We start from the raw sequence: 26,146 nt of genomic DNA on the forward strand, positions 1-26,146 counted from the left end.
TGTGAAGCTCGAACTGCGCGGCATCACGAAGACCTTCGGGTCCTTCGTGGCCAACGACGCGATCGACCTGGTCGTCGAACCGGGGGAGATCCACTCCCTGCTGGGGGAGAACGGCGCGGGCAAGTCCACCCTGATGAACGTGCTGTACGGGCTGTACCGCCCCGACGGCGGCCAGATCCTCCTGGACGATCGCCCCGTCTCCTTCTCCGACCCGGGCGAGGCGATGGCGGCCGGCATCGGCATGGTCCACCAGCACTTCATGCTCGTGCCCGTCTTCACCGTCGCCGAGAACATGGTGCTCGGCAACGAGCCCACCCGCGGCGGCCTCCTGGACCTCGCCGCCGCCCGGAAGCTCGTGCGCGAGATCTCAGCCCGCTTCGGCTTCGACCTCGACCCTGACGCGCTGGTCGAGGACCTCCCCGTCGGCGCCCAGCAGCGCGTCGAGATCATCAAGGCCCTCAGCCGCCGTGCCGAGGTGCTCGTGCTGGACGAGCCCACCGCCGTGCTCACCCCGCACGAGACCGACGAGCTGATGACGATCATGCGCCAGCTGCGCGACGAGGGCACCTCGATCGTCTTCATCACCCATAAGCTCCGCGAGGTCAAGGCCGTCTCCGACCGGATCACCGTGATCCGTCGCGGCAAGGTGGTCGGCGAGGCCGATCCGTCGGCCGACCAGGCCGAGCTCGCCTCCCTGATGGTCGGCCGCCAGGTCTCCCTCGCCCAGGAGAAGGCCCCCGCCGCCCCCGGTGAGATCGCCCTCGAGGTCGCGGACCTCCGCGTCACCGACGAGGCCGGCACCCGCACCCTCGACGGCGTCTCCTTCGAGGTGCGCCACGGGGAGGTGCTCGGCATCGCCGGGGTCCAGGGCAACGGCCAGACCGAGCTCACCGAGGCGCTGCTGGGCCTGCAGGATACCGTCGCCGGCTCCGCCCGCCTCGAGGGGAAGCAGCTGGTGGGCCGCTCCACCAAGCAGATCCTCGACGCCGGCGTCGGCTTCGTCCCCGAGGACCGCACCCACGACGCGCTGGTCGCGGACTTCTCCGTCGCCGAGAACCTCGTGCTGGACCAGCACGACCGCGCGCCCTTCGGCACGGCGGTGTCGATGTCGTTGAAGGCCATCGCCGAGAACGCGAAGCGGCTGATCCCCGAGTTCGACATCCGCACCGGATCGGCGACGTCGGCCGCGTCCACGCTGTCCGGCGGCAACCAGCAGAAGATCGTGATGGCCCGCGCGCTGAACCGCGAGCTGGCGCTGCTGATCGCCTCCCAGCCCACCCGCGGCGTGGACGTCGGCTCGATCGAGTTCCTCCACCGCCGCATCCTCGACGAGCGCGACAAGGGCACCCCCGTCGTGATCGTCTCGACCGAGCTCGACGAGGTCACCCAGCTCGCCGACCGCATCGCCGTGATGTACCGCGGCCGCATCCTCGGCATCGTCCCCGGCGACGAGGATCGCGACGTGCTGGGCCTGATGATGGCCGGCTACACCGCCGAGGCCGCCCGCGAGGCCGTCGCCGCCGGCGCCCGCACCACCGACTCCCAGCTCGCCGACGAAGGAGACATCGCGTGATGAGCACCCTCTCCGAGACCGGCGCCGCCGGCTCCGCGCCCGGCGTCGGCGCGGGCGCCGCCGACACCCCGCCCCCGCCCGAGGAGCGCGCCGAGACGGCGCTGGCCCGCACCCTCCATTCGATCGCGCGCAGCGACCTGCTGGTGGTCGTGATGAGCTTCGTGTTCGCCTTCCTCATCGGCTCGGTGCTGATCGTCATCGCCGACGAGGAGGTCCGCACCACCCTCGGGTACTTCTTCGCCCGCCCCTCCGACGCGCTCACCGCGATCTGGCAGTCCGTCACCCACGCCTACGGCGCGATGTTCCGCGGCGCCGTCTTCGACGGTCAGGGCTTCTCCCGCGTCGCGGAGGACGTGCGCGAGGCCGGCGGCTCCGGCACCTACGTGCTCTTCCCCGCGCTCGCCGCCGGACTGCGCCCCCTCACCGAGACCCTCACCGTTGCGACCCCGCTGATCATCGCCGCGGCCGGCATGGCCGTGAGCTTCCGGGCGGGCCTGTTCAACATCGGCGGCACCGGCCAGCTGATCGTCGGCGCGATGGCCGCGGGCTACGTCGGCTTCGCGGTCCAGCTCCCCGTCGTGCTGCACCTGCTGGTCGCGCTGCTCGCGGGCGTGCTCGCCGGCGCCGTGTGGGGCGGGATCGCCGGCTTCCTCAAGGCCCGCTTCGGCGCCAACGAGGTCATCAGCACCATCATGCTGAACTGGATCGCGACCTACCTGCTGTTCTTCGCGTTGAAGACCACCGCGTTCACCGGCGCGAACCAGTCCCAGCCCACCTCCCCGTCGGTGGGGGAGAACGCGACCCTGCCGCTGCTGCTCGGCGGCGGGTTCCGCCTCCACGCGGGCCTGTTCCTCGCCGCGGGCGCCGCCGTGCTGCTGTGGTGGCTGATGAGCCGCTCCACCCTCGGCTTCCACTTCCGGGCCGTCGGCTCGAACCCGCGCGCCGCCCGCGTCGCCGGCATCTCCCCGGCCCGCACCGCCTTCCTGGTCCTCGCTGTCGCGGGCGCCCTGGTGGGCCTCGCTGGGGCCGTGCACGTGCTGGGCACTGAGCGCCGCCTCACCGAGGGCGTCGCCGGCAACATCGGCTTCGACGCGATCACGGTCGCGCTGCTGGGCCGCTCCGGCCCCGTCGGCATCGTGCTGGCCGGCCTGCTCTTCGCGGCCCTGTCCACGGGCGGACGCTTCATGGAGACGAACCAGGGCGTGCCGCTGGACCTCGTGCAGGTCATCCAGGTGCTCGTAGTGCTCTTCATCGCCGCGCCGCCGCTGGTGCGCACCCTGATCGGCCTGCGCCGCATCGACCACCCCGGCGCCGGGGCGCGCCGCGCCCGCCGCACCCGGGCCGTCGAGGTCCCTGCGACGGTCGGCGCCGCGGCCGGTGCCTCGACCGCCTCCGGCGCCGCCGGCACCATGGCCGACGGGCCCGCCGCGGGCGGGGCCGACGGCGACTCCTCCGGCGGCGCCCATCGCGCCGACGTGCCCGTCGACGGGGGAGCACCGCCCGGCGAGGCGCCGCCGGCCGGATCCTCCGGGACCGGCACGCACGCCCGACAGGATCCGTCCGAGGGGACCGCCCCCGCGTCCGAGCGCGGCGAGGACACCACCGATGCGCAGGAGGACCACCGATGAGCACCGCCCCCGTGGTCGTCGCCGACGACTCCGTCGTCGAGAAGCGCCTGGACGACTCCCGCCCCGCCGGCTGGTGGCACCTGCCCGCCGCCACCACCGTGCTCGGACTGATCGCGCTGGTGTTCTTCGGGCTGCGCGGCCTGCCCGGCGCCGAGTCGGTGTTCGCGCTCGCCCGCGAGACCGACCTCAACCCGCTCGGCCTTGTCCCCGAGCGCATCACCCTGCCCTCGCAGGGCGGGGCGATCGCCCTGGCCGTCGTCGCACTCGTCGCCTCCGCCGGCCTCTGGGCGCTCCATACCCGGCAGGCACGGCCCTCGAGGCGCCTGCGCATCACCCTGATCGCCGTGTTCGCGGTGGCATGGATCCTCGCCTTCATGACCTGGGTGATCTCCCAGCGCTCGCTCGACGTGACCACGCTGCTGCAGGGCACGATCGTGCTGGCCGTGCCGCTCGCCTTCGGGGCGCTGTCCGGAGTGCTCTCCGAGCGCGCGGGCGTCATCAACATCGCGATCGAGGGACAGCTGCTGTTCGGCGCCTTCGGCGCGACGCTGGTGGGCTCCCTCACCGGGAACGTGTGGCTGGGACTGCTCGCCGCTCCTTTGGTCGCCCTGATCATGGGAGCCCTGCTGGCGCTCTTCGCCGTCGGCTACCAGGTCCAGCAGATCATCGTCGGCGTCGTCCTGAACGTGCTCGCCATCGGCGTGACCTCGTTCTTCTTCGGCACCGTGATGCGGGACAACCCCGGGCTGTTCAACGCGCCGCTGCGCCTGCCCACCCTGCGGATCCCGGTCCTGGCCGACATCCCCGTGATCGGCCGGGTCCTGTTCGAGCAGAACATCCTCGTCTACCTCATGTGGATCATCGTCGCGGGGCTGACCGTCGCGCTCTTCCGCACCCGCTGGGGGCTGCGCGTGCGCGCCGTCGGCGAGCACCCCAAGGCCGCGGACACCGTCGGCATCGCCGTGAACCTCACCCGCTGGAAGAACGTGCTGCTCGGCGCCGCCGTGGCGGGCCTGGGCGGTGCGACCCTCACCATCGGCACCGGCGTCGCCTTCGGCGAGGAGATGAGCGCGGGCAAGGGCTACATCGCGCTGGCCGCGATGATCCTGGGCCGCTACCACCCCGTCGGCGCGCTGCTGGCGGCGCTGACCTTCGCCTTCGCGGACTCGCTCCAGCTGCGCCTGGGCACCATGTCCGCCGCCGAGGGCGGGGTCTCCATCCCCGGCGACTTCCTGCTCATGCTCCCGTACGTGGTCGCGCTGTTCGCGGTCGCGGGCGTGGTGGGCAGGGTGCGGGTCCCCGCGGCCGACGGGCAGCCCTACGTCAAGCAGTGACCTCGCGCCGCCCCGCCGGGCGGCACCGCGCCGCCGCGTCCCGCACTCCCGGGGCGCGGCGTCGCGCATCGCGTCCCGTCGTCCCGGGGAGCGGCGCCGCACGTCGCGCTCCACCCTCCCTGGGCGGCGCGTTCCTCCCTTCCCGAGCCCCCGCAGTGAGAGCATCGAGCACATGACCGCGAATGACCCCGCGCCCCCGGCGCCTACCGCCCCTGCCGAGTTCGAGACGCTCCTGGCCGAGGCGCGTGCGATCGCCGAGCGCGCCTACACCCCGTACTCCCGCTTCCGGGTGGGCGCCGCCGCGCTCGCCGAGGACGGCCGCCTGCTGCGCGGCTGCAACGTGGAGAACGCCGGCTACGGCGTGACGCTGTGCGCCGAGTGCGGCCTGATCAGCGACCTCGTCGCCGGCGGCGGCGGGAAGCTGCACCGCTTCGTGTGCGTCGGCGGCGACGAGTCCCTCGCCCGCGACGAGCGCGCGGTGGTCATGCCCTGCGGGCGCTGCCGCCAGCTGCTCTCCGAGCACGCCGGAGATGACCTCGTGATCCTCACCCCCGAAGGGCCGTGCACGATGGCCGAGGTGCTGCCGCAGGCCTTCGGCCCCTCCGACCTCGCCCTCTGACCCCGGCCTGTGAACCCGGCCGCGCCGATCCCGACCGCTCGCCCCGCCCGCTGATTGCTGCCGCCCTCCACCACCCCAGGAGCACGCCATGACCGACCAGACCTCCCGCCCCGCCGTCGAGCCCTTCGACGCCGTCGACGTCATCCGCACCAAGCGCGATCGGCAGCGGCTCAGCCCCGAGCAGATCGACTGGGTCATCGACGCATACACCCGCGGCGTCGTCGCAGAGGAGCAGATGGCCGCCCTCGCCATGGCCGTGTTCCTCAACGGCATGGAGCGGGGCGAGATCGCCCGCTGGACCGCCGCCATGATCGCCAGCGGCGAGCGGATGGACTTCTCCTCCCTCGCCAAGGCCACCACCGACAAGCACTCCACCGGCGGCGTCGGCGACAAGATCACCCTCCCGCTCGCCCCGCTGGTCGCCTCCTTCGGCGTCGCGGTGCCGCAGCTGTCCGGGCGCGGGCTCGGCCACACGGGCGGCACCCTCGACAAGCTCGAGGCGATCCCCGGCTGGCGCGCCTCGCTCAGCAACGACGAGATGATGCGTCAGCTCGCGGACGTCGGCGCCGTGATCTGCGCGGCCGGCTCCGGCCTCGCCCCGGCGGACAAGAAGCTCTACGCCCTGCGCGACATCACCTCCACCGTCGAGGCGATCCCGCTGATCGCCTCCTCGATCATGTCCAAGAAGATCGCCGAGGGCACCGCCGCGCTCACCCTGGACGTGAAGACCGGCGCCGGCGCCTTCATGAAGGACGAGGCCGACGCCCGCGAGCTCGCCCGCACCATGGTCGACCTCGGCACCGATGCGGGGGTGCGCACCGTCGCCCTGCTCACTGACATGTCCGCGCCGCTGGGCCGCACCGCCGGCAACGGCCTCGAGGTGCGCGAGTCGCTCGAGGTGCTCGCCGGCGGCGGTCCCGCCGACGTGGTCGAGCTGACCGTCGCGCTGGCCCGCGAGATGCTCGAGGCCGCCGGGGTGCGCGATGCCGACGTCGAGGCCGCGCTGACGGACGGCCGCGCCATGGACACCTGGCGCGCGATGATCGCCGCCCAGGGCGGCGACGCGGACGCGCCGCTGCCGGTCGCGGCGCACGTCGAGGAGCTGCGCGCCACGGAGGACGGCGTGGTCACGGGCCTGAACGCAATGGGCGTGGGCGTGGCGGCCTGGCGTCTGGGCGCGGGCCGCTCCCGGCCCGGCGAGGCCGTGCAGGCCGCCGCCGGCGTCGAGATCGAGAAGCATCTGGGCGAGGAGGTCCGGGCCGGTGACGTGCTCGCCCGGCTCCACACCGACACCCCGGAGCGGATGGGCCGCGCCCTCGAGTCGCTCGAGGGCTCCTGGACCCTCGCCGCACCCGGCACCGAGGTCCCCGAGCACCGGATCGTGCTGGACAGGATCGCCTGACCCCGGCGGGCCCGGCCCCGCCCGCTCGACATGTCCCTCTCCGTCGAGACGTGGCCATGTGCCGGAACGAGGCTCCATAGGAGCAGAACGCCACGTCTCGTGCGGGGCCGCGGCCTGGCCGCGGCCCCCGGGACCCGGCGCCTCAGGAGCCGCGCAGCGCCGGAAGGATGTGCTCGGTCATGAGCGGGGCGAGCCGCACGCCCGCCGGCGTCCCGGACAGCGGGAACCAGCGGTGGTCGGCGAGCTCGGCCCGCACCTCGAGCGGCTCCGGGAGGGACTGCCGGCAGACGAAGACCGTCGAGCGCACCCGGGTGCTCGGCTCGTTGGCGGCGACGGCCTCGAAGTCGCCGAGCGGGGCGAGTCCTGCCGGATCGAGCCGCACGCCGAGCTCCTCCTCCACCTCGCGCACCGCCGCCTCGAGCGCGGACTCACCCGGCTCGAGCTTGCCGCCCACCTGCATGTAGGAGCCGGTGCCGCGCTTGCGCACCGCGAGCAGCTCGGCCCCGCCCTCGCCCTCGCGCAGGAAGGCGACCGCGGTGATCTCGAGGACCGTCCCGGCGCCGTCCGCGGCCGGTCGCTGGTGCCGCTCGGCCGCGGCGAGGGCGGTGAGGCGACGCATCAGTCGCGTGCCCTCGCGCAGGCCCACCGGGCGCATCCCCGCCGCCTTCCAGCGCTCGATGTCCCCGCGCTGGTCACGGGCCAGGCCCCAGCCGCGCCGCAGCAGGGTCAGCGGCGGCTTGCGGCCCTCGCGCAGGTCCCGGGCCAGCCGCAGCGCGAACACCACCGGGGTGGGGCGCTGCAGCACGATCGCGTCGGCCAGCAGCCCCATCTCCCGCAGCGGCGCGATGAGCTGCGCGGCGAAGATCCCCTCGGCGATCAGCAGCTCGGCGTCCTCGGCGCGCAGCGTCGCGGTGCCGGTGCGGCGGGAGAGCGGGATCGAGTAGACGGGCACCTCGGCGACCCCGTCATGGGCGAGGGCGACGAGTGCCTCGAGCGCGGCTCCCGCGTTCCAGGAGGCCGGATCGTCCCAGTCCACGATCCCGAAGCGGTGGGGGAGGGAGGGATCGTCGTGGTCGCGGTAGAACTCGTCCAGCGGCACCGTGGGCAGGCCCGCGCGGCGGGACATCACGCCCTTGCCGCTCCCCGAGGGGCCGGCGACGATCACGATGCGGCGCGGGGGACGGGGGAGCGCGGAGGGGCCGGTCATGGAGGACGATTCTACGGCCGGCGGACAGCCGCTCGACCGCCGCGGGCCCGCCGACGAGGTGTCGACGGGCAAGCGGACGGTGCGGCCGGCGATCCCGACCGGAGGGGGCGCCGGGCCCGGCGGCTCGGTCCGACAGGTCGGCCCGGCCGGACGGTGCGGCGCGGCCGTCAGGCGAAGGTGAGCACGACCTTGCTCGAGCCGCGGCCGGCGGCGGCCTCGAAGGCGGCCTGCGCGTCCTCGAGCGCGAACTCGTCGCTGATCACCTGCTCCGCGACCTCGCTGCGCGCGAGCAGCTGGACCGCCTGCTCGATCTCGGCGACGAAGCGGTAGGTGCCGCGGTACTCGAGCTCCTTGGACACCACCGGGCCGAGGGTCACGCTGACCGGGGTCGGGGGCAGGTTCCCGACCTGCACCACGATCGCGGCGCGGGCGATATTGCGCAGGATCCCGTCGAGGGAGGCGGGGGCGCCGGAGGCCTCGAAGGCCACGGAGATCCGCTGGTCCATGCCGTCGGTGGACTCCAGCGCCTCGTCGGCCCCGATCGCGAGGGCGCGCTCGCGGGCGGCCTCGGCGAGGTCGACGGCGGTGATGTGCGCGGCGCCCGCGGCGCGGGCCGCGAGCACGACCAGCAGGCCCACGGGGCCGCAGCCGCTGACCAGCACGTGCGTGCCGGTGAGGTCGCCGGCACGGGTCACGGCGTGCATCGCCACGCCCAGCGGCTCGGCGAGCACGGCGCGGCGGGTCGACAGCCCCTCCGGCAGCGGCACGATCTGATCCGCGCCCACGGTGAGGGACTGGGCGAAGGCGCCGTCGGTGTGCGGGTCCTGTGCGGCGGAGCCGAAGTAGGTCAGGTCCGGGTGGAGGTTCTCCCGACCCACCAGCTCCTCCGGCAGCGGGGAGTGGGTGCGGGCGGGGTGCACGGTGACGCCCTGGCCGACGGCGAGGCCGGCGACGCCCTCGCCGAGCTCCTCGATGCGGCCGGAGATCTCGTGGCCCAGCACGAAGGGACGCTTCATCACCGCGGTACCGGAGACGCCGGTCCTCCAGTAGCCGAGGTCGGAGCCGCAGATGCCGCCGTACTCGACGGCGAGGCGCACCTGGCCGGGGCCCGGGGCGGTCGGCTCCGTCTCGACGAGGCGGAGGTCGCCGGGGGCATGGATCTCGAGAGAGCGCATGGTCAGTCCTTTCGATGCGGACGCTCGCGGCGGCGCTCGCCGTGCGGTCCGGGGTGACGGGGTGGGAGGTGCAGGGGAGGGCGTCTCGACGAGGCCGGTCAGGCCGGGCTCGTCGAGGATCCCGGGGCGGCGGGGGAGCGGTCCACGGCCTCGACGGCGCGCATGTGCTCCGCCATGGCGGCGCTCGCCGCGTCCTCGTCGCCGGCGAGGATCGCCTCGACGATGCGGACGTGCTCGGCGTGCTCGGCGCCGACGAGCCCGCGCGCCTCGCGGGTCACGCGCAGCTCGCGCATGGCGCGGAACAGCGGGGCGCTGACCGCGTCGAGCACGCCGTGGAGGGCGGGGCTGTCGGCGAGACGGGCGATCTCGGCGTGCAGTCGCATGTCCAGGCGGGGGTAGGCCTCGGAGTCGCCGAGCGCCTCGCCCATCTCCTCCAGCAGCCGGCGCAGCTCGCGGGCTCCGTCGGCCGACGGGCCCGCCGCGCCGATCCGGCGGGCGGCGAGGGCGGCGGCGCGCACCTCGAGCGGGGAGCGCAGGTCCATGAGGGTGGCGAAGCCCTCGCCGGGGGAGGTGCGGATCGTGCGCGAGAGCGAGAAGCGCACCAGGGAGCTGTCGGTCGGGCGCACCCGGGCGGCGCGGCCGTTGGAGATCTCCACGATCCCGAGCGCGTCCAGGGCGCTGAGCGCCTCGCGCACCACGGCCTTGGAGACCGCGAAGCGCTCCGCGAGCGCCCCGGTCGAGGGGAGCGGATCCCCGGCGTCGAGGCCCTCGTCGTCGATCAGGTCGAGCACGGCCTGCCGTGCCCGGCCCACGAGGGTCTCGCGGCTCAGTGCCCGGTCGGACGGGTCGACGGGGGAGGTGAGGTGGCGCCAGGCGGTGTCGCCGAGGCTCGCGGCGCGGGGCTGCCCGGAGGGCGGGGCCTGCTCAGAGGACATGGTCTGCTCAGAAGGCATTGACGAGCCCGATCACTCCCACGGCGATGATCGCCGCGGCGGAGATCCACAGCATGATCTCGGTGGGGCGGCCGTCGCGGATCCGCGGGTCGGTCTGCGTGCGGGCCAGGAACACCGTCGCGATCGCCGCGCCGATGAGGTACACGGCGTTGAGGATGCCGGCGATGATCACGAGCAGCAGCGGGGAGGAGGCGATCGTGCCCAGCAGGCCCCAGCCGATCGGCAGGACGATCATGATGACGCGCTGCCAGCGGTCGCGTGCGGCCTGGTCGTTCCAGTCGTACGCGCCGAAGACGGCGAGGGTCTGGCCGGAGATGCGGCTGAGGCTGGGGACGTTGGCGAGGATCGTCTTGAACAGCGCGAGCCCCGCGCCGATGAGGAAGAGCACGCCGCCCCAGGTGCCCACGGCGGAGTCGAAGATCGAGGAGATGGTCACCATCACCTCGTTGCCCTCCGGCACCAGGTCCTGCGGGTGCAGCACGGCGGCGCCGAGGATGTAGAACGCGGCGGTGGAGGCGGTGTAGATGACCCACGAGACCCACGCGTCGACCTTCATCACGGAGATCCAGCCCTTGGCGCGGGAGACCCAGCCCTCGGAGCCGTCGTTGGGGCCGGTCCAGGCGGCGTAGCCCTTCTCGACGACCCAGTAGGTGTAGGCGGTGGTCTCGCCCGCGCCGACGCCGGTCATGCCGAACATCGCGATCGCGACGCCGATCGCCCCGGCCGCGAGCTGGAAGCGCATGCCGCCGGCGAGGTCGCCGGCGCTCCATGCGAACTCGGTGCTCTGCAGGAGGAACACCATCACGATCGCGAAGAGGGTCACCAGCAGCACCAGCACGGTGGAGATCCGCTCGACCACGGCGTAGCGGTTCAGCGAGTGGATGGCGATCGCGACGACCACCAGCAGCGCGACCCAGACGCCGATGGACAGCAGCGAGTAGGGCTCCCCGCCGATCGGCATCAGGCTCGAGAAGGCGAAGGCGGAGGCGCTGATCACGCCGGCCTGCCCGATGAAGAACTGCATGATCATCAGCAGCTGCAGCCAGGAGATCCAGCCGCGCTTCCCCAGCCGCGGGGGCACGTCGTCGTAGCCGTCGACCGCGGTGCGGCCGGTGGAGATGGACCAGCGGGCCAGCTCGATCTGGACCCACACCTTCAGGAAGGTGGAGACCAGCACCAGCCACAGCAGCATGAAGCCGACGGTCGCTCCGAGGGCGGTCGCGGTCAGCAGCTCGCCGGAGCCGACGACGGCGGCGGAGGTGATCATGCCGGGGCCGAGGAACTTCAGCCGGCCGCGCAGGGTGGTGGGCGGCTCGGCGATCTGGGAGCCGTCGACCACGTAGGGGTCCACGCCCTTGGCGAGCACGGTGCGGGTGGGGAGGTCGGGGCTCGGCTCCGGCGAGGCGGGGGTTCCGCTCGGCGTCGAGCTGGGGGACGTCGTCATCGACGGGTACTCCTTCATACGGTCTGGGCGCGAGGAGCGGGGGAGCCGCACCGCGCCGGATGCCGGACAACCTATCAGATAGGTGGATAGGTGGTGGCGAGGCGTCGATCACGAGCGCGCTCGTGGGAGGATTCCGGACATGACCGCACTCGAGAACGCACAGCTCGCCCAGCTCATCGACCACACCCTGCTCAAGCCCGAGGCCACCCGCGCCGACGTCGACGCCCTCGCCTGCGAGGCCGAGGCCCTCGGCACCTACTCGATCTGCGTCTCGCCCTCGATGCTCACGGTCGAGACCTCCGTGAAGGTCGCGACCGTCTGCGGCTTCCCCTCCGGCCAGCACAGCGCCGAGGTGAAGGCCTTCGAGGCGCGCGAGTCCGTGGACAAGGGCGCCGACGAGATCGACATGGTGATCAACGTGGGCCTCGCCCGCGCCGGCAAGTTCGACCAGGTCGAGCACGAGATCCGCGCCGTCCGCGACGTCGCGAAGGCGCCGGTGCTGCTCAAGGTGATCATCGAGTCCGCCGCCCTGGACGACGAGCAGATCGTCGCCGTGTGCCAGGCCGCCGAGCGCGCCGGCGCCGACTTCGTGAAGACCTCCACCGGCTTCCACCCCGCCGGCGGCGCCTCCGAGCACGCCGTGACGCTCATGCGCGAGACCGTCGGGGACCGCCTCGGCGTCAAGGCCTCCGGCGGGATCCGCACCCGCGAGGCCGCCGAGGCCATGGTCGCCGCGGGCGCGAGCCGGCTGGGCCTGTCCTCCTCCAAGGCCATCCTCGAGGGCGGCACCGGCTCCGGCTACTGAGCATCGCGGCGTCCCCGCGCGGGGACACCCCAGGCCGCATCGCACGAGGCCCGGCGGGGAGGATCCTCCCTGCCGGGCCTCGTGCCGTCCACCGACGGGACGCGCCGCTCGGGCGCCCGTGAGCTCGGTGCTCAGGCGCCGGTGAGCGCGGCGCGCATGTCCTCGGTGATCCGCTCCAGGTGCTCGGAGGCGGCGCGGCGCACCGCGCCGAGCGCGGCCTCGTCGGCCCCCGCGGGGACCGCCTCGCACACCTCGATGTAGCACTTGAGCTTGGGCTCCGTGCCGGAGGGGCGGACGATCACGCGCGCGTCGTCGGCGGTGGCGAGCAGCACGCCGTCGGTCGCGGGCAGGCCGGTGGTCTCCGCGGAGCCCTCGGCGAGGTCCTGCACGTCGACCACCTCGGCGTCCGCGAGGGCGGCGGGCGGCTCGGCGCGCAGCCGCGCCATCATCACGTCCCGCTCGGACAGCTCCGTGACCCGCAGCGAGAGCTGCGAGGTCGCGAACAGGCCGTGATCCCGGGCGAGCTCGTCCAGGCGTCCGACGAGCGTGGTGCCCTCGGCACGGGCGAGCGCCGCCATCTCGGCGACCATCAGCGCGGCGGAGAGGCCGTCCTTGTCGCGCACCACCTCGGGCAGCACGCAGTAGCCGATCGCCTCCTCGTAGCCGAAGGCGATCCCCGGGGCGCGGGCGATCCACTTGAAGCCCGTCAGCGTCGTTGCGGCCTCGAGGCCCGCCGACTGCGCGATCCGGCCCAGCCAGCGGCTGGAGACGACGGAGTTCGCGATCGTGCCCGCACAGCCGTGGCGGCGGATCAGGTGATCGCCCAGCAGCACGCCGAGCTCGTCGCCCGTCAACATCCGCCAGTCGCCGAGGTGCGGGTCGAGCACCGCGGCGGCGCAGCGGTCGGCGTCGGGGTCGTTGGCGACGACCACGTCGGCCTCGAGGGTGCGGGCGAGCTCGAGGGCGAGGTCGATCGCGCCGGGCTCCTCCGGGTTCGGGAAGGCGACGGTGGGGAAGTCGGGATCGGGATCGGCCTGCTTCGCGACCGGGTGCACCTCGGCGAAGCCGGTGCGGTGCAGGGCCGCGAGCGCCGTCTCGGTGCCCACCCCGTGCATCGCGGTGTGCACGATCCGCACCTGACGCGGCCCCTCCGGGTCCGGCAGCGTGCAGATCGCGGCGAGATAATCCTCGCGCAGCTGATCACCGAGCACCGCCCAGCCCTCGGCGCGGGGGATCTCCCGCACGGGGCCGACGGCGGCAATGCGGGCCGCGATCTGCGCGTCCGAGGGCGGCACGATCTGCACGCCCTGCCCGTCGGGCGCGGAGGCACGGCCGCCGAGGTAGACCTTGTAGCCGTTGTCCGCCGGCGGGTTGTGGGAGGCGGTGACCACGATCCCCGCGTCGGCGCCGAGGTGGCGGACGGCGAAGGCGATCAGCGGCGTCGGGCCGTGCCGCTCCAGCAGATGCACGCGGCAGCCGGCCGCCGTCATGATCGCGGCGGAGGCGTGGGCGAAGTCCTCGGAGCGGTGGCGGGCGTCGAAGCCGATCACGACCAGCGGCTGCTCGAGGCCGAGGTCTCCGGTGAGGTGGTCGGCCAGGCCGCGGGCGGCGCGGGAGACCACGGCGAGGTTCATCCGGTGCGGTCCCGGGGCCATGCGACCGCGCAGCCCGGCCGTGCCGAACTCCAGGTCGCCGGAGAAGGCGTCGCGGATCTCCTCGGCGGCCGCGGCATCGCCGGCATCCGCCTGCTCCAGGAGGTTCTCCAGCGCCGCCCGGGTGACGGGATCGGGGTCGTCGGCGATCCAGGCGGTGACCCGGGCGCGCAGCTCGGCGTCCGGGCCGGGGGCGTCGCCGGCCGGACCGGCGACGCCTGCCTCGCCGGCGGTCGTCCGGTCGTCGGCGGGGCCGGGGGCAGGAGCGGGCTCGGGGCTCATGCCGCGCCCCCGTCGGACCCGGCCGGGGAGCCCGCGCCGTCGGCCGCTCCCGCGGTGATCCGCCGCACCGTCTCGGCGAGCAGGCGCGAGATGCGCGGCCCGGCCTCCCGGCCCGCCTCGAGCACCTCCTCGTGGCTGAGCGCCTCCCCGGAGATGCCCGCGGCGAGGTTCGTCACCAGCGAGATGCCCAGCACGTCCAGGCCGGCCTCGCGGGCGGCGATCGCCTCGAGCGCGGTGGACATCCCGACCAGGTGCGCGCCGATGGTCCTCGCCATCTGCACCTCGGCCGGCGTCTCGTAGGTGGGGCCGGAGAACTGCATGTACACGCCCTCGTCGAGGGAGGGGTCGACCTCCTTCGCGATCGCGCGCAGCGCCGGGGTGTACAGATCGGTGAGGTCCACGAAGTTCGCGCCCACCAGCGGGGTCGCGCCGGTGAAGTTGATCTGGTCGCGGATCAGCACCGGCGTGCCCGGGCGCCAGGACGGGTCGATGCCGCCGCAGCCGTTGGTCAGCACCATCGTGCGCGCGCCCGTCGCGGCGGCGGTGCGCACGCCGTGCACGACCGCGTCCACGCCCGCGCCCTCGTAGAAGTGGGTGCGGGCCCCGAGCACGAGCGCCCGCGCGCCGGTGCCCTCCACGCGGATCGAGCGCAGCGTGCCGACGTGGCCGGCGACGGCCGGCGGGCGGAAGCCGGGGATGGAGGTCGCGTCGGCCTGCCAGACGGTCTCGCCGAGGAGGTCCGCGGCCCCGGCCCAGCCCGAGCCGAGCACCAGCGCGAGGTCGTGGGCGGGGACGGAGCTGGCCTCGGCGATCGCGGCGGCGGCGTCGCGGGCGAGCTGGTACGGATCGGTGCTCGATGCAGTCATGGACCGAAGGTAGCGCAGGGACGGGACACGACGAAGCCCCGCGGCTCATGCTCCCGGAATCGGCCCCTGACGTCACAGCTCATGCCACGATGGCGGGGTGAGCGATCCGAGCACCGCCCTGCCGCCCGACCCCCGCCGGGTGCCCCGCAGCGACGACGACGTCCAGGTGGTGATCATCGGCGGGGGACCCGGCGGCTACGAGGCCGCGCTCACGGCGGCCCGCCAGGGCGCCCGCACCACCCTCGTCGCCGATCGCGGCGTCGGCGGCGCGGCGGTGCTCACCGACGTGGTGCCGTCCAAGACCCTCATCGCGACCGCCGAGGTGCTCGACCTCGTCGCCGGCTCCCGGGAGCTCGGGATCCGGGACGCCGACGACGGCGCCGCCCCCACAGCCGAGACCCTCGACGTCGACCTCGACGCGGTCAACACGCGCGTGCGCCGACTCGCCGACGCCCAGTCCGCCGACATCCGCCAGAGTCTCGTCGCGGCCGGGGTCGAGGTGCTCGACGGGCGCGGCCGCCTCGACGGCCCCGACCGGGTCGAGGTGAGCGGCGCCGACGGGGAGACCCGCGTGCTCGAGGCCGACGTGATCCTCCTGTCCGTCGGCGCCCGCCCCCGGGAGCTCGGGACCGCGCCCTTCGACGGCGAGCGGATTCTGAACTGGACCCAGCTGTACTCGCTGCAGGAGCTGCCCGAGCACCTGATCGTGGTCGGCTCGGGCGTGACCGGCGCCGAGTTCGCCAGCGCCTACCGCGCCCTCGGCAGCGAGGTCACCCTCGTCTCCTCGCGCGAGAAGGTGCTGCCGGGCACCGACGCCGACGCCGCCGACGTGCTCGAGGACGCCTTCGCGCGCCGCGGCGTCACCGTCCGCTCCCGCTCCCGGGCCGCCGGGGCGCGGCGCACGGCCGACGGGGTCGTCGTCACCCTCACCTCGGGCGAGGAGATCGAGGGCAGCCACGCGCTGATGGCCCTCGGCGGGGTCCCCTGGACCTCGGACCTGGGACTGTTCACGGCGGGGGTGCGGGTGCGCGAGAGCGGCCACATCGAGACCGACCGGGTCTCGCGCACGTCCGTGCGGGGCATCTACGCCGCGGGGGACTGCACCGGCGTGTACCCGCTCGCCTCGGTCGCGGCGATGCAGGGACGGATCGCGATGCACCACGCCCTCGGCGAGGCGGTCTCCCCGCTGATCGCCGCACAGGTCTCCTCCGCGATCTTCACCAGCCCCGAAATCGCGGTGGTCGGCGTGAGCGAGCAGGAGGTCGCCTCCGGCCAGGTGCGGGCCGAGGTGCTGCTGCTGGGCCTGGAGACGAACCCGCGCGCGAAGATGCAGGGCATCGACGAAGGCTTCGTGAAGCTGCTGGTGCGCCCCGACTCCCACACGGTGCTCGGCGCCGTGGTGGTCGCGCCGCGGGCGAGCGAGCTGATCCTGCCCTACACCCTCGCCGTCGCCCATCGCCTGACCGCGGAGCAGCTCGCGGGCACCTCCACCGTCTACCCCTCGCTGACCGGCTCGCTCGCCGAGGTGGCGCGGCAGAAGGTGCTGGCCGGCGGCAGCCCCTGAGCCCACCAGGGCAGGGCGCAGCGCACACCGATGCGCCCTGGGCGCACCAGGGCAGGGTGCAGCGCACACCGATGCGCCCTGAGCCCACCGGGGCAGGGCGCCGCGCACACAGAAGCGCTCCGGGCGTGACCTCAACGCCGCTACGGTGCTGAGGTCACGCCCGGAGCGCAGAATTGTGCGGGGGCGGGCCGGTGGCGCCCGAGCCGGATCAGTCCTCGATCGAGCAGAGCACCGCGCCGGCGGAGACGGTCGCGCCGATCTCGGCGTTCAGGCCCTTGACCACGCCGGAGCGGGAGGCGGTGATGGGCTGCTCCATCTTCATCGCCTCGAGCACCACCAGCACATCGCCGTCGGCGACGGTCTGGCCCTCCTCGACGGCGACCTTCACGATCGTGCCCTGCATCGGCGCGGTCACGCCGTTGCCGCCCGCGGCGCCCTCGCCGGCACCGCGGTGCTGGCGCTTGCGGCGCTGGCGCACCGCGGCCTGCGGGGCGCGCAGGGAGGCGGGCAGGCTGATCTCGACGCGACGCCCGTCGACCTCGACGACCACGGACTCGCGGTCCTCGGGCTCCTCCGGCTGCGCCGGCAGCGGCGCGGCGGGCAGGTCGCCGGTGAACTCGGTCTCGATCCAGGTGGTGTGCACCGAGAAGGGCTCCTCGGCGTCCTCCGGGGTGAAGGCCGGGTCCTCCATCACCGCGCGATGGAAGGGCAGCACGGTGGGGATGCCGTCGATGCGGAACTCGGCCAGGGCGCGGCGGGAGCGCTCGATCGCCTCCTGCCGGGTCGCGCCGGTGACGACGAGCTTGGCGAGCATCGAGTCGAAGGCGCCGGAGACCTCGTCGCCGGCGCGCACGCCCGACTCGATCCGCACGCCCGGGCCCGAGGGCACGTCATAGCGCTGGATGCGGCCCGGGGCGGGCATGAAGCCGCGGCCAGGATCCTCGCCGTTGATGCGGAACTCGAAGGAGTGCCCGCGCGTGACGGGGTCCTCCTCGCTGACCCGCTCCCCGGCCGCGATGCGCAGCTGCTCGCGCACGAGGTCCACGCCCGCGACCTCCTCGGTCACGGGGTGCTCGACCTGGAGGCGGGTGTTGACCTCGAGGAAGGAGATGGTGCCGTCCTTGCCGACGAGGAACTCGCAGGTGCCGGCGCCGACGTAGCCGGCCTCGCGCAGGATCGCCTTGGAGGAGGAGACCAGCTGGGCGCGCTGCTGGGAGGTGAGGAAGGGCGCGGGCGCCTCCTCGACGAGCTTCTGGTGGCGGCGCTGCAGGGAGCAGTCACGGGTGGAGACGACCTGCACGTTGCCGTGCATGTCGGCCAGGCACTGGGTCTCGACGTGGCGGGGCGAGTCGAGGAACTGCTCCACGAAGCACTCGCCGCGGCCGAAGGCGGCGACGGCCTCGCGCACCGCGGAGTCGAACAGCTCGCGCACCTCGGACTCCTCGCGGGCGACCTTCAGACCGCGCCCGCCGCCGCCGAAGGCCGCCTTGATCGCGATCGGCAGGCCGTGCTCGCGGGCGAAGTCGACGACCTCGTCGGAGTTCTTGACCGGGTCCTTGGTGCCGGCGACCAGCGGGGCCCCGGCCTTCTGGGCGATGTGGCGGGCTGAGACCTTGTCGCCCAGCTTCTCGATCGCCTCGGGCGGCGGGCCGATCCAGGTCAGGCCCGCGTCGATCACGGCCTGGGCGAAGTCGGCGCGCTCGGAGAGGAAGCCGTAGCCGGGGTGGATCGCATCGGCGCCGGAGCGCTTGGCGATGTCCAGGATCTTGTCGACGACGAGGTACGAGCTCGCCGCGGTGCTGCCGCCGAGCGCGTACGCCTCGTCGGCGATCACGGTGTGCAGCGCGTCGCGGTCCGGGTCGGCGTACACGGCGATGGACCGGAGGCCGGCGTCCTTGCAGGCCCGGGCGACGCGCACCGCGATCTCCCCACGGTTGGCGATGAGCACCGTGGACAGGGGGCGGGGCTTGGCGGGTCGAGGGGCCATGAGGCGGAGGTTCCTTCCGGGGAGTGCAGCAGAGGTCGAGTGTAGTACCGCGGACCCTCAGTCAGCGGCAGGCCGTGACCGGTCGGGCACGTCGGGGACGGGCGCTGGCTCGCCCTGCGGCGCAGAGCCCTCCGCGGAGCCTTCGTCGACCGGTGTCCACAGCTCGTGGATCCCCAGGCCGATGTCGGCGAGCAGACGGCGCAGCAGCGGCAGCGAGAGCCCCACCACCGCGTGCGGGTCCCCCTCGACGGACTCGACGAAGGGGCCGCCGCGGCCGTCGCTCGTGAAGCCGCCGGCGACGCCGAGCGGCTCGCCGGTGGCGACATAGGCGTCGATCTCCTCGTCGGAGAGGTCCGCGAAGGTCAGGGCGCAGGACGCGGTCGCGCCGAAGGTCGCCCCGGTGCCGCCGTCCTCCGGATCGCGGTCGTCCACGATCCAGTGGCCCGAGTGCAGCACCCCGGTCCGTCCCCGCATCGCGCGCCAGCGCGCCGCAGCCCGTGCCGGCTCGTGGGGCTTGCCGACGACCTCGCCGTCGATCTCCAGCATCGAGTCGCCGCCGAGCACCACGTAGCCGCCCTCGCTGCGCGCGGTCGCCGCGAGCGCCTTCTCACGGGCCAGCAGCAGCACCTCCTCGGCAGGGGCGAGCGGGGCGTCGCCGGCGGCCTCGCGGGCCGCGGCGAGGATCCCGTCCTCGTCGAGGTCGACAGGCAGGGTCCGGTGCTCGATGCCGGCCGCGGCGAGGGTCGCGCGGCGTCCGGCGGAGGCCGAGGCCAGCAGGAGCAGCGGCTCGTGCTCCTCCACGCCGGCCGACGGGTCGAGCATCGGGTCAGCGCTCCGAGCGCTCGCCGCTCCGGCCGACGGGTCGTGCGCGGCGGCGCTCACAGCGCACCCTCCAGCACCGACAGGGGCAGGCTGCCCAGCTCGAGCGCGCGGCGGTGGAAGTCCCGCACCGCGGCGGGGGAGGAGTCGGCCGCGGTGGCGCGCTCGCGCAGCTGCTCCCAGGTGCGCTGGCCGAGCTTGTAGGAGGGGGCCTGGCCGGGCCAGCCCAGATAGCGGTTCAGCTCGAAGCGGCGCTCGGCCTCCTCCACGCCCCAGTTCTCGGTCATGAACTCCCAGGCGGTGCGCTCGTCCCAGGCACCGCCGTCGGCGCCCGGCAGGCCGGTCGGCATCGCAAGGCCCAGGTGCAGGCCGATGTCGAGCACCACGCGCCCGGCGCGCAGGCGCTGGGCGTCCAGCATGCCCATCCGGTCGCCGTCGTCCTCGAGATAGCCCAGCTGCTCCATCAGCCGCTCGGCGTACAGCGCCCAGCCCTCGCCGTGCCCGGAGACCCAGCAGAGCATCGCGCGCCAGCGGTTCAGGGTGCTCGCCTGGAGGGTCTGGATGCCCACCTGCAGGTGATGGCCGGGAACTCCCTCGTGGTAGACGGTCGTGGTCTGCTCCCAGGTGCGGAACTCCTCGGCCCCGGCCGGGACGTCCCACCACATGCGGCCGGGCCTGGTGAGGTCCTCGCTGGGGCCGGTGTAGTAGATGCCGCCGGAGCCGGTGCGGGCGATGCGGCACTCGAGGCGGTGCAGCGGCTCGGGGATGTCGAAGTGGGTGCCGGCGAGGTCGCGGATCGCGGAGTCGGAGAGCTGCTGCATCCACGCCTGCAGGGCGTCGGTGCCGTGCAGCAGTCGGGCCGGGTCGGCGCTGAGCGCCTGCCTCGCGGCGGCGACGGAGCTGCCGCCGCCGGTGGCGTAGCGCTCGTTCAGCCGAGCGGCGACCTGCTCCTGCTCGGCGATGATCGCGCGCAGCTCCTCCACGCCCCAGGCGTAGGTCTCCTCGAGGTCGATCTCGGTGCCGAGGAAGGTGCGGGAGTGGAGCTGGTAGGCGTCCCGGCCCACCGCGTCGGCCTCCGGCGCCTGCGGCACCAGCGACTCGAGCACGCCCGCGATCTCGCGGTAGGCGGTGCGGGCCTGCTCGGCCGACGCGCGCACGTGCGCCTTCTGCGCCTCGGTGCCGACGGCCTCGCCCGCGAAGGCGTCGAAGAAGCCGCCGTCGGCCGCGTAGCCGCGCGCCTGCTCCGCACCGAGCAGCAGCTGGCGGCGCGCCGAGACGGTCCCGGCGGCTGCGGCCTCGCGCAGGGACTCAGCCCAGCTGCCGAGCGCACGGGGGAAGCCGGCCATCCGCTCGGCGAGCACCTCCCAGTCCTCGGCGGTGTCGGTGGGCATCTGGTCGAGCACGTCGCGGGACTGCAGCACCGAGGCGAGGTTGTTGACGGCGGCGATGTCCAGGCGTTGCTCGGCGCGCTCGAGGTCGAGGCCGAGCCGCTCGGAGAGGGCGGCGCGGGTGACGGCGTCGACCTCATCGGCGTCGGGCACCTCGGCGATCGCGGCGAGCAGCTCGCGGGCGAGGTCCTCCCGTGCGGCGACCGCGGCGGGGGAGTAGTCGGTGACCTCGCCGTCGTGCCCGGCGATGCCGAGCTCCGTGGCGAGGAAGGGGTCCTGCGCGGCGAGGTCGTCGACGTAGCGGTCGGCGAGCGCGTCCAGGGCGGAGGGGGTGCGGGCCGGGGTCGGGGAGGACATGTGCCGCAGTCTAGGTCGTGCGGCGGGGCTCCCGGACCGGGCCCGGCGGGACGGCGGTCCGGACCGATCGGCGGGTCGCCGGGTCAGCGGTCGGTGAAGGTCCAGCAGGTGCTGGAGGGGCGCAGCCGCTCGGTGTGGCCGCCGACGTGGGTGTGCACCGGGGAGCTCCAGGCGCTCGCCCCGCCGACGCCGTCGGCCAGGGAGCGCTCCTCCGCCTCGAGCCGGCTGGTGACGCTCATCGCGGAGACGACCACGGCGATCGCGGCGAGCTCGTCGGGCGCGAGCCGGCCCGCGACCAGGCGCACGTCGGACGGCGTGACTGCACTGCCGGACGCCCCGGCGCCCTGCGCGGCCTCGGCCGCGCTCGCGGCGGTCCTCGTCCCGGCGCTCACAGCGGGATGTTCCCGTGCTTCTTGGTGGGCAGCGAGTCGCGCTTGGTGCGCAGCGCGCGCAGCGCCCGGGTGATCTCGATGCGGGTCTCGGCCGGGCGGATGACCCCGTCGATCCAGCCGCGCTCGGCCGCGGTGTACGGGGTCGCGAACTGCTCCTCGTACTCGGCCTCGTAGCGCCGGCGCTCGGCGGCGACGTCCCCGCCCTCCTCGGCGACCCGCTTCAGGTCGCCGCGGTGGAGGATGTTCACCGCGCCCTGGGAGCCCATCACCGCGATCTGCGCGGTGGGCCAGGCGAGGTTGATGTCCGCGCCGAGCTCCTTGGAGCCCATCACGATGTAGGCGCCGCCGTAGGCCTTGCGGGTGATCACGGTGATCAGCGGCACCGTCGCCTCGGCGTAGGCGTACAGCAGCTTCGCGCCGCGACGGATGATGCCGCCGTACTCCTGGTCGGTGCCGGGCAGGAAGCCGGGCACGTCCACGAAGGTCAGCACCGGGATGTTGTTCGCGTCGCACAGGCGCACGAAGCGGGCCGCCTTCTCGGAGGCGTCGATGTCGAGGGTGCCGGCCAGGTGCGAGGGCTGGTTGGCGATGATGCCGACGCTGTACCCCTCGATGCGGCCGAAGCCCACCACCACGTTGCGCGCGAACAGCGGCTGCACCTCGAGGAACTCCTCGTCGTCGAGCACCGTGCGCAGCACCGTGAGCATGTCGTAGGGCTGGTTGGGGGAGTCCGGCACGAGGGAGTCGAGCGCGGCGTCCGCCGCGTTCGGGCTCTCCTCGACCTGCACCGGGAAGGCCGGGGCGGGGGTGAGGGTGTTGGCCGGCAGGTAGCTGAGAAGGTCCTTGACGTACTCGATCGCCTCGGCCTCGTCCGGCGCCATGTAATGGGCCACGCCCGAGCGGCTGGAGTGGGTGCGCGCACCGCCGAGCTCCTCGAAGCCGACGTCCTCGCCCGTGACCGTGCGGATCACGTCGGGGCCGGTGATGAACATGTGGGAGGTCTTCTCGACCATCACGATGATGTCGGTCAGCGCGGGGGAGTACACGGCGCCGCCCGCGGCCGGGCCCATGATCAGGGAGATCTGCGGGATCACGCCCGAGGCGCGGGTGTTGCGTTTGAAGATCCCGGCGAACATCGCCAGCGACGCGACGCCCTCCTGGATGCGGGCGCCGCCGCCGTCGAGGATCCCGATGATCGGCACGCCCGTGCGCAGGGCGAGGTCCTGGATCTTCTGGATCTTGCGGCCGTGAGCCTCGCCGAGGGAGCCGCCGAAGACGGTGAAGTCCTGCGAGTACACGCACACCTGGCGGCCGTCGATGGTGCCGTAGCCGGTGACGATGCCGTCGCCGTCGGGGCGCTTGGCGTCGATGCCGAAGCTGCTGGCCTGATGGCGCACGAAGCGGTCGGTCTCCACGAACGAGCCGTCGTCCAGGAGGTCCGCGATCCGCTCGCGGGCGGTCTTCTTCCCTCGCGCATGCTGCTTTTGGACGGCGAGGTCGTCCGCGGCGGAGACCGCCGCGGCATCCCGCTCGCGCAGGTCCTCGAGTCGCTGTGCGGTGGTGAGCGGCCGCGGGGCGTCGGTCACGGGACCTCCTGCGACGGCCCTGCGGCCGCCTGAAGCTGTGGGGGATTCGAACACCGGGATACTACGCTACGCAGGTCCGACGGCGGCCGACCCCGGCCGGGGCGCCGCGCCCGGCACGGAGCATCCGTCCACGCCGCTCCCAGGAACGATGCAGTGGGCGGCGCGACGATGGAGCGATCCGTCACGCAGGTCTCGCAGGAGGAGGAGCGCATGGACGTCCCGGCACTGCCCGACACCTCCGCGGAGGGGACGGGCGCCGCGTCGCCGCGGATCCACCGCCTCGGCGCGGTCCGCTCGACACAGGACGAGGCCTCCGCGCTCCTGCGCGCCGGGCACGCGCCGCCCTTCGCCGTCACCGCGACGCGGCAGACCTCCGGGCGGGGCCGCCTCGGCCGCGCCTTCGCGAGCCCGGACGGGGCGAGCCTCGCCCTCACCTTCGCTCATCGCACCTCCCTCGACCCCGCCCGGCGCGGCTGGTTCCCGCTGGCCGCGGGGCTCGCCGCCGTCGCCGCCCTCGGGCGGGTGGTGCCCGCCGCCGCCGGCGAGCAGCGGATCGGCCTGAAATGGCCCAACGACCTCCACACAGCCGACGGCCGCAAGCTCGGCGGGATCCTCGTCGAGGCGCGCGGCGGCGAGGACCTGCTGCTCGGCATCGGACTGAACCTCCGCGGCCCCGTCCTCGACGAGGACGGGGAGCCGGTGCCAGGCGCCGCCTGGCTGCGCGGGGAGGCCGGCCTCCGCCCCGATGCCGGGACGGCGGAGGACCGGGGACTGCGGGAGGCGCTCGAGGAGGCGCTCGTCGCCGCGCTCGGCGAGGAGCTCGCCGCGCTCGAGTCCGCCCAGGGGGACGGTGACGCGGCCGGCACCCGGGACCGCTACACTATGACCTGCCTCACACTGGGGCGGACGGTGAGGGTCGACCCCCTGGGGGAGGCCGCAGCGGGAGCGGATGTCGACCTCGCCCTGCGCGGCACCGTCCTGGACGTCGACGAGCACGGGCGACTCGTGCTCGACCGCGCGGACGGGGAGGGGCGGATCGCCGTCGACGTCGGCGACGTGCGGCACCTGCGGCCCGCGGCGCCCTGACCCCGCGGCCGGGGCACGACCCCACCACACCGACCACGAGCACACGAGCAGGAGCAGGCATGGAGAAGCCGGGCATTCGGAAGCGAGGGACCGCGCTGTGACCGACGGGATGGACGAGCGAGGGGAGCGCGAGGCGCTCGAGGGTGCGGACGACGCCCGCGAGACCCGCATCCCCACCGGGACCGTCGACGTGGTGTCGACGCAGACCCAGGAGCTCCCGGACCTCTCCGCGGAGGACGCGGAGCTCACCGCCCTCGACGAGCAGGAGATCCTCGACCTCAACCGCCGCTTCTCCTCCGTGCGCCGCAGCGTCGGCGCGCTCGAGAAGGTCCTCCTGCAGGGGCCGCGGAGGTACTCGCGCCGGGACCTCGCCGAGCAGCACGGGATCGCCGAGCGCCTCACCTCCGTGTACTGGCGCTCCCTCGGCTTCACCCCCGTGGACGAGGACACCGTGGTGTTCACCGACGAGGACGCCCAGGCGATCGGCGACCTCGCCGCGATCGTCGAGGACGGGGTGCTCTCCGAGCGCGCCTTCGCGAGCATCTCCCGCGGCATGGGCTTTCACATGGGACGCCTCGCGATGTGGATCACCGAGGCGCTGGTCGACGAGGCCAAGCACGCCGACGGGCTCGACGACGCCCGGGCCCGCCAGCAGATGCTCGACGAGATCCCCGAGCTGCTGGAGACCTTCGAGTCCCAGGTCATGTTCACCTTCCGGCGCCAGCTCGCCGCCTACGCCGCCCGCGCCGGCAGCGAGGTGCTCCACCGCGACACCGACGAGCTGTTCCCGCTGCACCGGGCCGTCGGCTTCGCAGACCTGGTCCAGTTCACGCGCCTGGCCCAGGACATGCCCGGCACGCAGCTCGCCGACATGGTGGGTCGCTTCGAGTCGCTCAGCCGCGACATCATCTCCGTCGGCGGCGGACGGGTGGTCAAGACCGTCGGCGACGAGATCATGTTTCTGGCCGACACGCCGGAGGACGGCGCCCAGATCGCGGTCAGCCTCTCCGAGACCATCGGCGCCGATCCCGACCTCCCGCCCGTGCGGGTCGGCCTCTCCTGGGGCTCGATGTTCTCCCGCTACGGGGACGTGTTCGGACCCACCGTGAACCTCGCCGCCCGGATGGAGTCCGTCGCCCGGCCGGGGGCGGTGCTCGTGGACTCCGACACCGCCTCCGCGATCGCGAAGGCGCTGCCCGGCGGCTTCGTCCTCGGGGAGGGTGAGGAGGTCGACCTCCACGGCATCGGCACGGTCCGGGTGCACGAGATGAGCCGCGACGGCTCCGCCCCCCTGGATCTCGGGCTCTGAGGCGGGACGTACTATGGCTGACGTGACACGACTGCTTCTCGTCGAGGACGACTCGGCCATCGCTGAACCGCTCTCCCGGGCCCTGGACCGGGAGGGATACACCGTCACGCGCGCCTCCCGAGGGATGGACGCGCTCGGGATCGCCGCCGGACCGGACCCGATCGACCTGGTCATCCTGGATCTGGGTCTGCCCGATCTCGACGGCCTCGAGGTCGCGCGGCGCCTGCGCAAGGGCGGGCTCGAGTCGCCGATCCTGATCCTCACCGCCCGGGCCGACGAGGTCGACGCGGTGGTGGGCCTGGACGCCGGAGCCGACGACTACGTCACCAAGCCTTTCCGCCTCGGCGAGCTGCAGGCGCGGATCCGCGCCCTCATGCGGCGCTCCCAGGCGACCGAGGAGTCCGGCGACAACTACGACGTCAACGGCGTCACCCTCGACGTCTCCGCCCGTCGCGCCTACGCCGACGGGGAGGAGCTCAGCCTCTCCGCGAAGGAGTACGACCTGCTCACCGTGCTCGTGCGCGAGTCCGGCAGCGTCGTCACCCGCGACGACCTCATGCGCGAGGTCTGGGGCGCGGAGTGGTGGGGCTCCACCAAGACCCTCGACATGCACATCTCGTGGCTGCGCCGCAAGTTGGGTGACGACGCCACGGACCCCCGGCGGATCACCACGGTGAGGGGAGTCGGCTTCCGCTTCGAGACCGGCACGGAGAGCTGA

At 73.9% G+C, this 26,146-nt stretch carries 21 protein-coding genes; 10 read left to right on the forward strand and 11 right to left on the reverse strand.

Annotation, left to right across the window (positions count from 1 at the left end):
• Position 1 precedes the first annotated feature (1 nt).
• The 5 genes from A4A78_RS12910 to A4A78_RS12930 all read left to right on the forward strand — a co-directional run bounded on the left by A4A78_RS12910 (position 2) and on the right by A4A78_RS12930 (position 6,556).
• Positions 2 to 1,573 (forward strand): ABC transporter ATP-binding protein, encoded by a 1,572-nt coding sequence (locus A4A78_RS12910; protein ID WP_062949941.1) that lies wholly within the window; start codon positions 2 to 4, stop codon positions 1,571 to 1,573.
• The gene (locus A4A78_RS12915) at positions 1,573 to 3,201 is read left to right on the forward strand and encodes an ABC transporter permease (RefSeq protein ID WP_062949944.1); all 1,629 of its coding nucleotides are present in this window, start codon (positions 1,573 to 1,575) and stop codon (positions 3,199 to 3,201) included. Before A4A78_RS12910 ends, A4A78_RS12915 begins: the two co-directional genes overlap by 1 nt.
• Positions 3,198 to 4,535, forward strand: a complete 1,338-nt coding sequence (locus tag A4A78_RS12920) for an ABC transporter permease (RefSeq protein ID WP_062949946.1) — start codon at positions 3,198 to 3,200, stop codon at positions 4,533 to 4,535. Before A4A78_RS12915 ends, A4A78_RS12920 begins: the two co-directional genes overlap by 4 nt.
• Positions 4,536 to 4,707: 172 nt before the next feature.
• Entirely contained in the window at positions 4,708 to 5,154 is a 447-nt protein-coding gene (locus A4A78_RS12925; RefSeq protein WP_062949948.1) for a cytidine deaminase, read from the forward strand.
• 88 nt (positions 5,155 to 5,242) lie between these two features.
• Positions 5,243 to 6,556, forward strand: coding sequence for a thymidine phosphorylase (locus tag A4A78_RS12930; protein ID WP_062949950.1), 1,314 nt, complete (start codon positions 5,243 to 5,245; stop codon positions 6,554 to 6,556).
• 142 nt (positions 6,557 to 6,698) lie between these two features.
• Here A4A78_RS12930 and A4A78_RS12935 read toward each other — a convergent pair whose 3' ends face one another.
• The 4 genes from A4A78_RS12935 to A4A78_RS12950 form a co-directional block, all read right to left on the reverse strand.
• On the reverse strand, positions 6,699 to 7,763 hold the full coding sequence (locus A4A78_RS12935) for an NUDIX domain-containing protein (protein WP_062949952.1): 1,065 nt from the start codon (positions 7,761 to 7,763) through the stop codon (positions 6,699 to 6,701).
• Between the two features lie 167 nt (positions 7,764 to 7,930).
• Positions 7,931 to 8,938: an L-idonate 5-dehydrogenase gene (locus tag A4A78_RS12940; protein WP_062949953.1), complete on the reverse strand. Its 1,008-nt coding sequence runs from the start codon at positions 8,936 to 8,938 to the stop codon at positions 7,931 to 7,933.
• A 98-nt stretch (positions 8,939 to 9,036) separates the two neighbouring features.
• A complete protein-coding gene (locus A4A78_RS12945) occupies positions 9,037 to 9,873 on the reverse strand; it encodes a FadR/GntR family transcriptional regulator (RefSeq protein WP_062949955.1) in 837 nt (278 codons plus the stop codon).
• A gap of 7 nt (positions 9,874 to 9,880) precedes the next feature.
• Positions 9,881 to 11,335: an Nramp family divalent metal transporter gene (locus A4A78_RS12950; protein ID WP_062949957.1), complete on the reverse strand. Its 1,455-nt coding sequence runs from the start codon at positions 11,333 to 11,335 to the stop codon at positions 9,881 to 9,883.
• Positions 11,336 to 11,474: 139 nt separating this feature from the next.
• Here A4A78_RS12950 and deoC point away from each other — a divergent pair, with 139 nt between their 5' ends.
• The gene (deoC, locus tag A4A78_RS12955) at positions 11,475 to 12,140 is read left to right on the forward strand and encodes a deoxyribose-phosphate aldolase (RefSeq protein ID WP_062949963.1); all 666 of its coding nucleotides are present in this window, start codon (positions 11,475 to 11,477) and stop codon (positions 12,138 to 12,140) included.
• A 131-nt stretch (positions 12,141 to 12,271) separates the two neighbouring features.
• Here deoC and A4A78_RS12960 read toward each other — a convergent pair whose 3' ends face one another.
• Both A4A78_RS12960 and A4A78_RS12965 read right to left on the reverse strand, forming a co-directional pair.
• Positions 12,272 to 14,074 carry a phospho-sugar mutase gene (locus A4A78_RS12960; protein WP_082835331.1) on the reverse strand — a complete coding sequence of 601 codons (1,803 nt, stop codon included), beginning with the start codon at positions 14,072 to 14,074 and terminating at the stop codon, positions 12,272 to 12,274.
• Positions 14,071 to 14,940 carry a purine-nucleoside phosphorylase gene (locus A4A78_RS12965; protein WP_062949965.1) on the reverse strand — a complete coding sequence of 290 codons (870 nt, stop codon included), beginning with the start codon at positions 14,938 to 14,940 and terminating at the stop codon, positions 14,071 to 14,073. Before A4A78_RS12965 ends, A4A78_RS12960 begins: the two co-directional genes overlap by 4 nt.
• Positions 14,941 to 15,037: 97 nt before the next feature.
• On the opposite strand from A4A78_RS12965, the gene A4A78_RS12970 reads away from it, so the two are divergent.
• Entirely contained in the window at positions 15,038 to 16,504 is a 1,467-nt protein-coding gene (locus A4A78_RS12970) for an NAD(P)H-quinone dehydrogenase (protein ID WP_082835332.1), read from the forward strand.
• Positions 16,505 to 16,712: 208 nt separating this feature from the next.
• Here A4A78_RS12970 and A4A78_RS12975 read toward each other — a convergent pair whose 3' ends face one another.
• From A4A78_RS12975 to A4A78_RS12995, 5 genes are all read right to left on the reverse strand, one after another.
• Positions 16,713 to 18,491, reverse strand: a complete 1,779-nt coding sequence (locus tag A4A78_RS12975) for a biotin carboxylase N-terminal domain-containing protein (RefSeq protein ID WP_062949967.1) — start codon at positions 18,489 to 18,491, stop codon at positions 16,713 to 16,715.
• Between the two features lie 57 nt (positions 18,492 to 18,548).
• A complete protein-coding gene (locus tag A4A78_RS12980) occupies positions 18,549 to 19,313 on the reverse strand; it encodes a nucleoside triphosphate pyrophosphatase (protein ID WP_062949969.1) in 765 nt (254 codons plus the stop codon).
• 56 nt (positions 19,314 to 19,369) lie between these two features.
• Positions 19,370 to 21,055, reverse strand: coding sequence for a DUF885 domain-containing protein (locus A4A78_RS12985; RefSeq protein ID WP_062949971.1), 1,686 nt, complete (start codon positions 21,053 to 21,055; stop codon positions 19,370 to 19,372).
• An 83-nt stretch (positions 21,056 to 21,138) separates the two neighbouring features.
• On the reverse strand, positions 21,139 to 21,447 hold the full coding sequence (locus A4A78_RS12990) for a hypothetical protein (protein ID WP_062949973.1): 309 nt from the start codon (positions 21,445 to 21,447) through the stop codon (positions 21,139 to 21,141).
• Positions 21,444 to 23,033 (reverse strand): acyl-CoA carboxylase subunit beta, encoded by a 1,590-nt coding sequence (locus tag A4A78_RS12995; protein WP_062949975.1) that lies wholly within the window; start codon positions 23,031 to 23,033, stop codon positions 21,444 to 21,446. The genes A4A78_RS12990 and A4A78_RS12995 overlap by 4 nt, the downstream gene beginning before the upstream one ends.
• 210 nt (positions 23,034 to 23,243) lie before the next feature.
• Between A4A78_RS12995 and A4A78_RS13000 the strand changes: the two genes are divergently transcribed.
• The 3 genes from A4A78_RS13000 (at position 23,244) to A4A78_RS13010 (ending at position 26,146) form a co-directional block, all read left to right on the forward strand.
• Positions 23,244 to 24,119 (forward strand): biotin--[acetyl-CoA-carboxylase] ligase, encoded by an 876-nt coding sequence (locus tag A4A78_RS13000; RefSeq protein WP_231881047.1) that lies wholly within the window; start codon positions 23,244 to 23,246, stop codon positions 24,117 to 24,119.
• A gap of 97 nt (positions 24,120 to 24,216) precedes the next feature.
• On the forward strand, positions 24,217 to 25,428 hold the full coding sequence (locus tag A4A78_RS13005) for an adenylate/guanylate cyclase domain-containing protein (RefSeq protein ID WP_231881048.1): 1,212 nt from the start codon (positions 24,217 to 24,219) through the stop codon (positions 25,426 to 25,428).
• Positions 25,429 to 25,450: 22 nt separating this feature from the next.
• Positions 25,451 to 26,146, forward strand: coding sequence for a response regulator transcription factor (locus A4A78_RS13010; RefSeq protein ID WP_029360261.1), 696 nt, complete (start codon positions 25,451 to 25,453; stop codon positions 26,144 to 26,146).

Source organism: Brachybacterium sp. sponge, assembly GCF_001613775.1.
Taxonomy (GTDB): domain Bacteria; phylum Actinomycetota; class Actinomycetes; order Actinomycetales; family Dermabacteraceae; genus Brachybacterium; species Brachybacterium conglomeratum.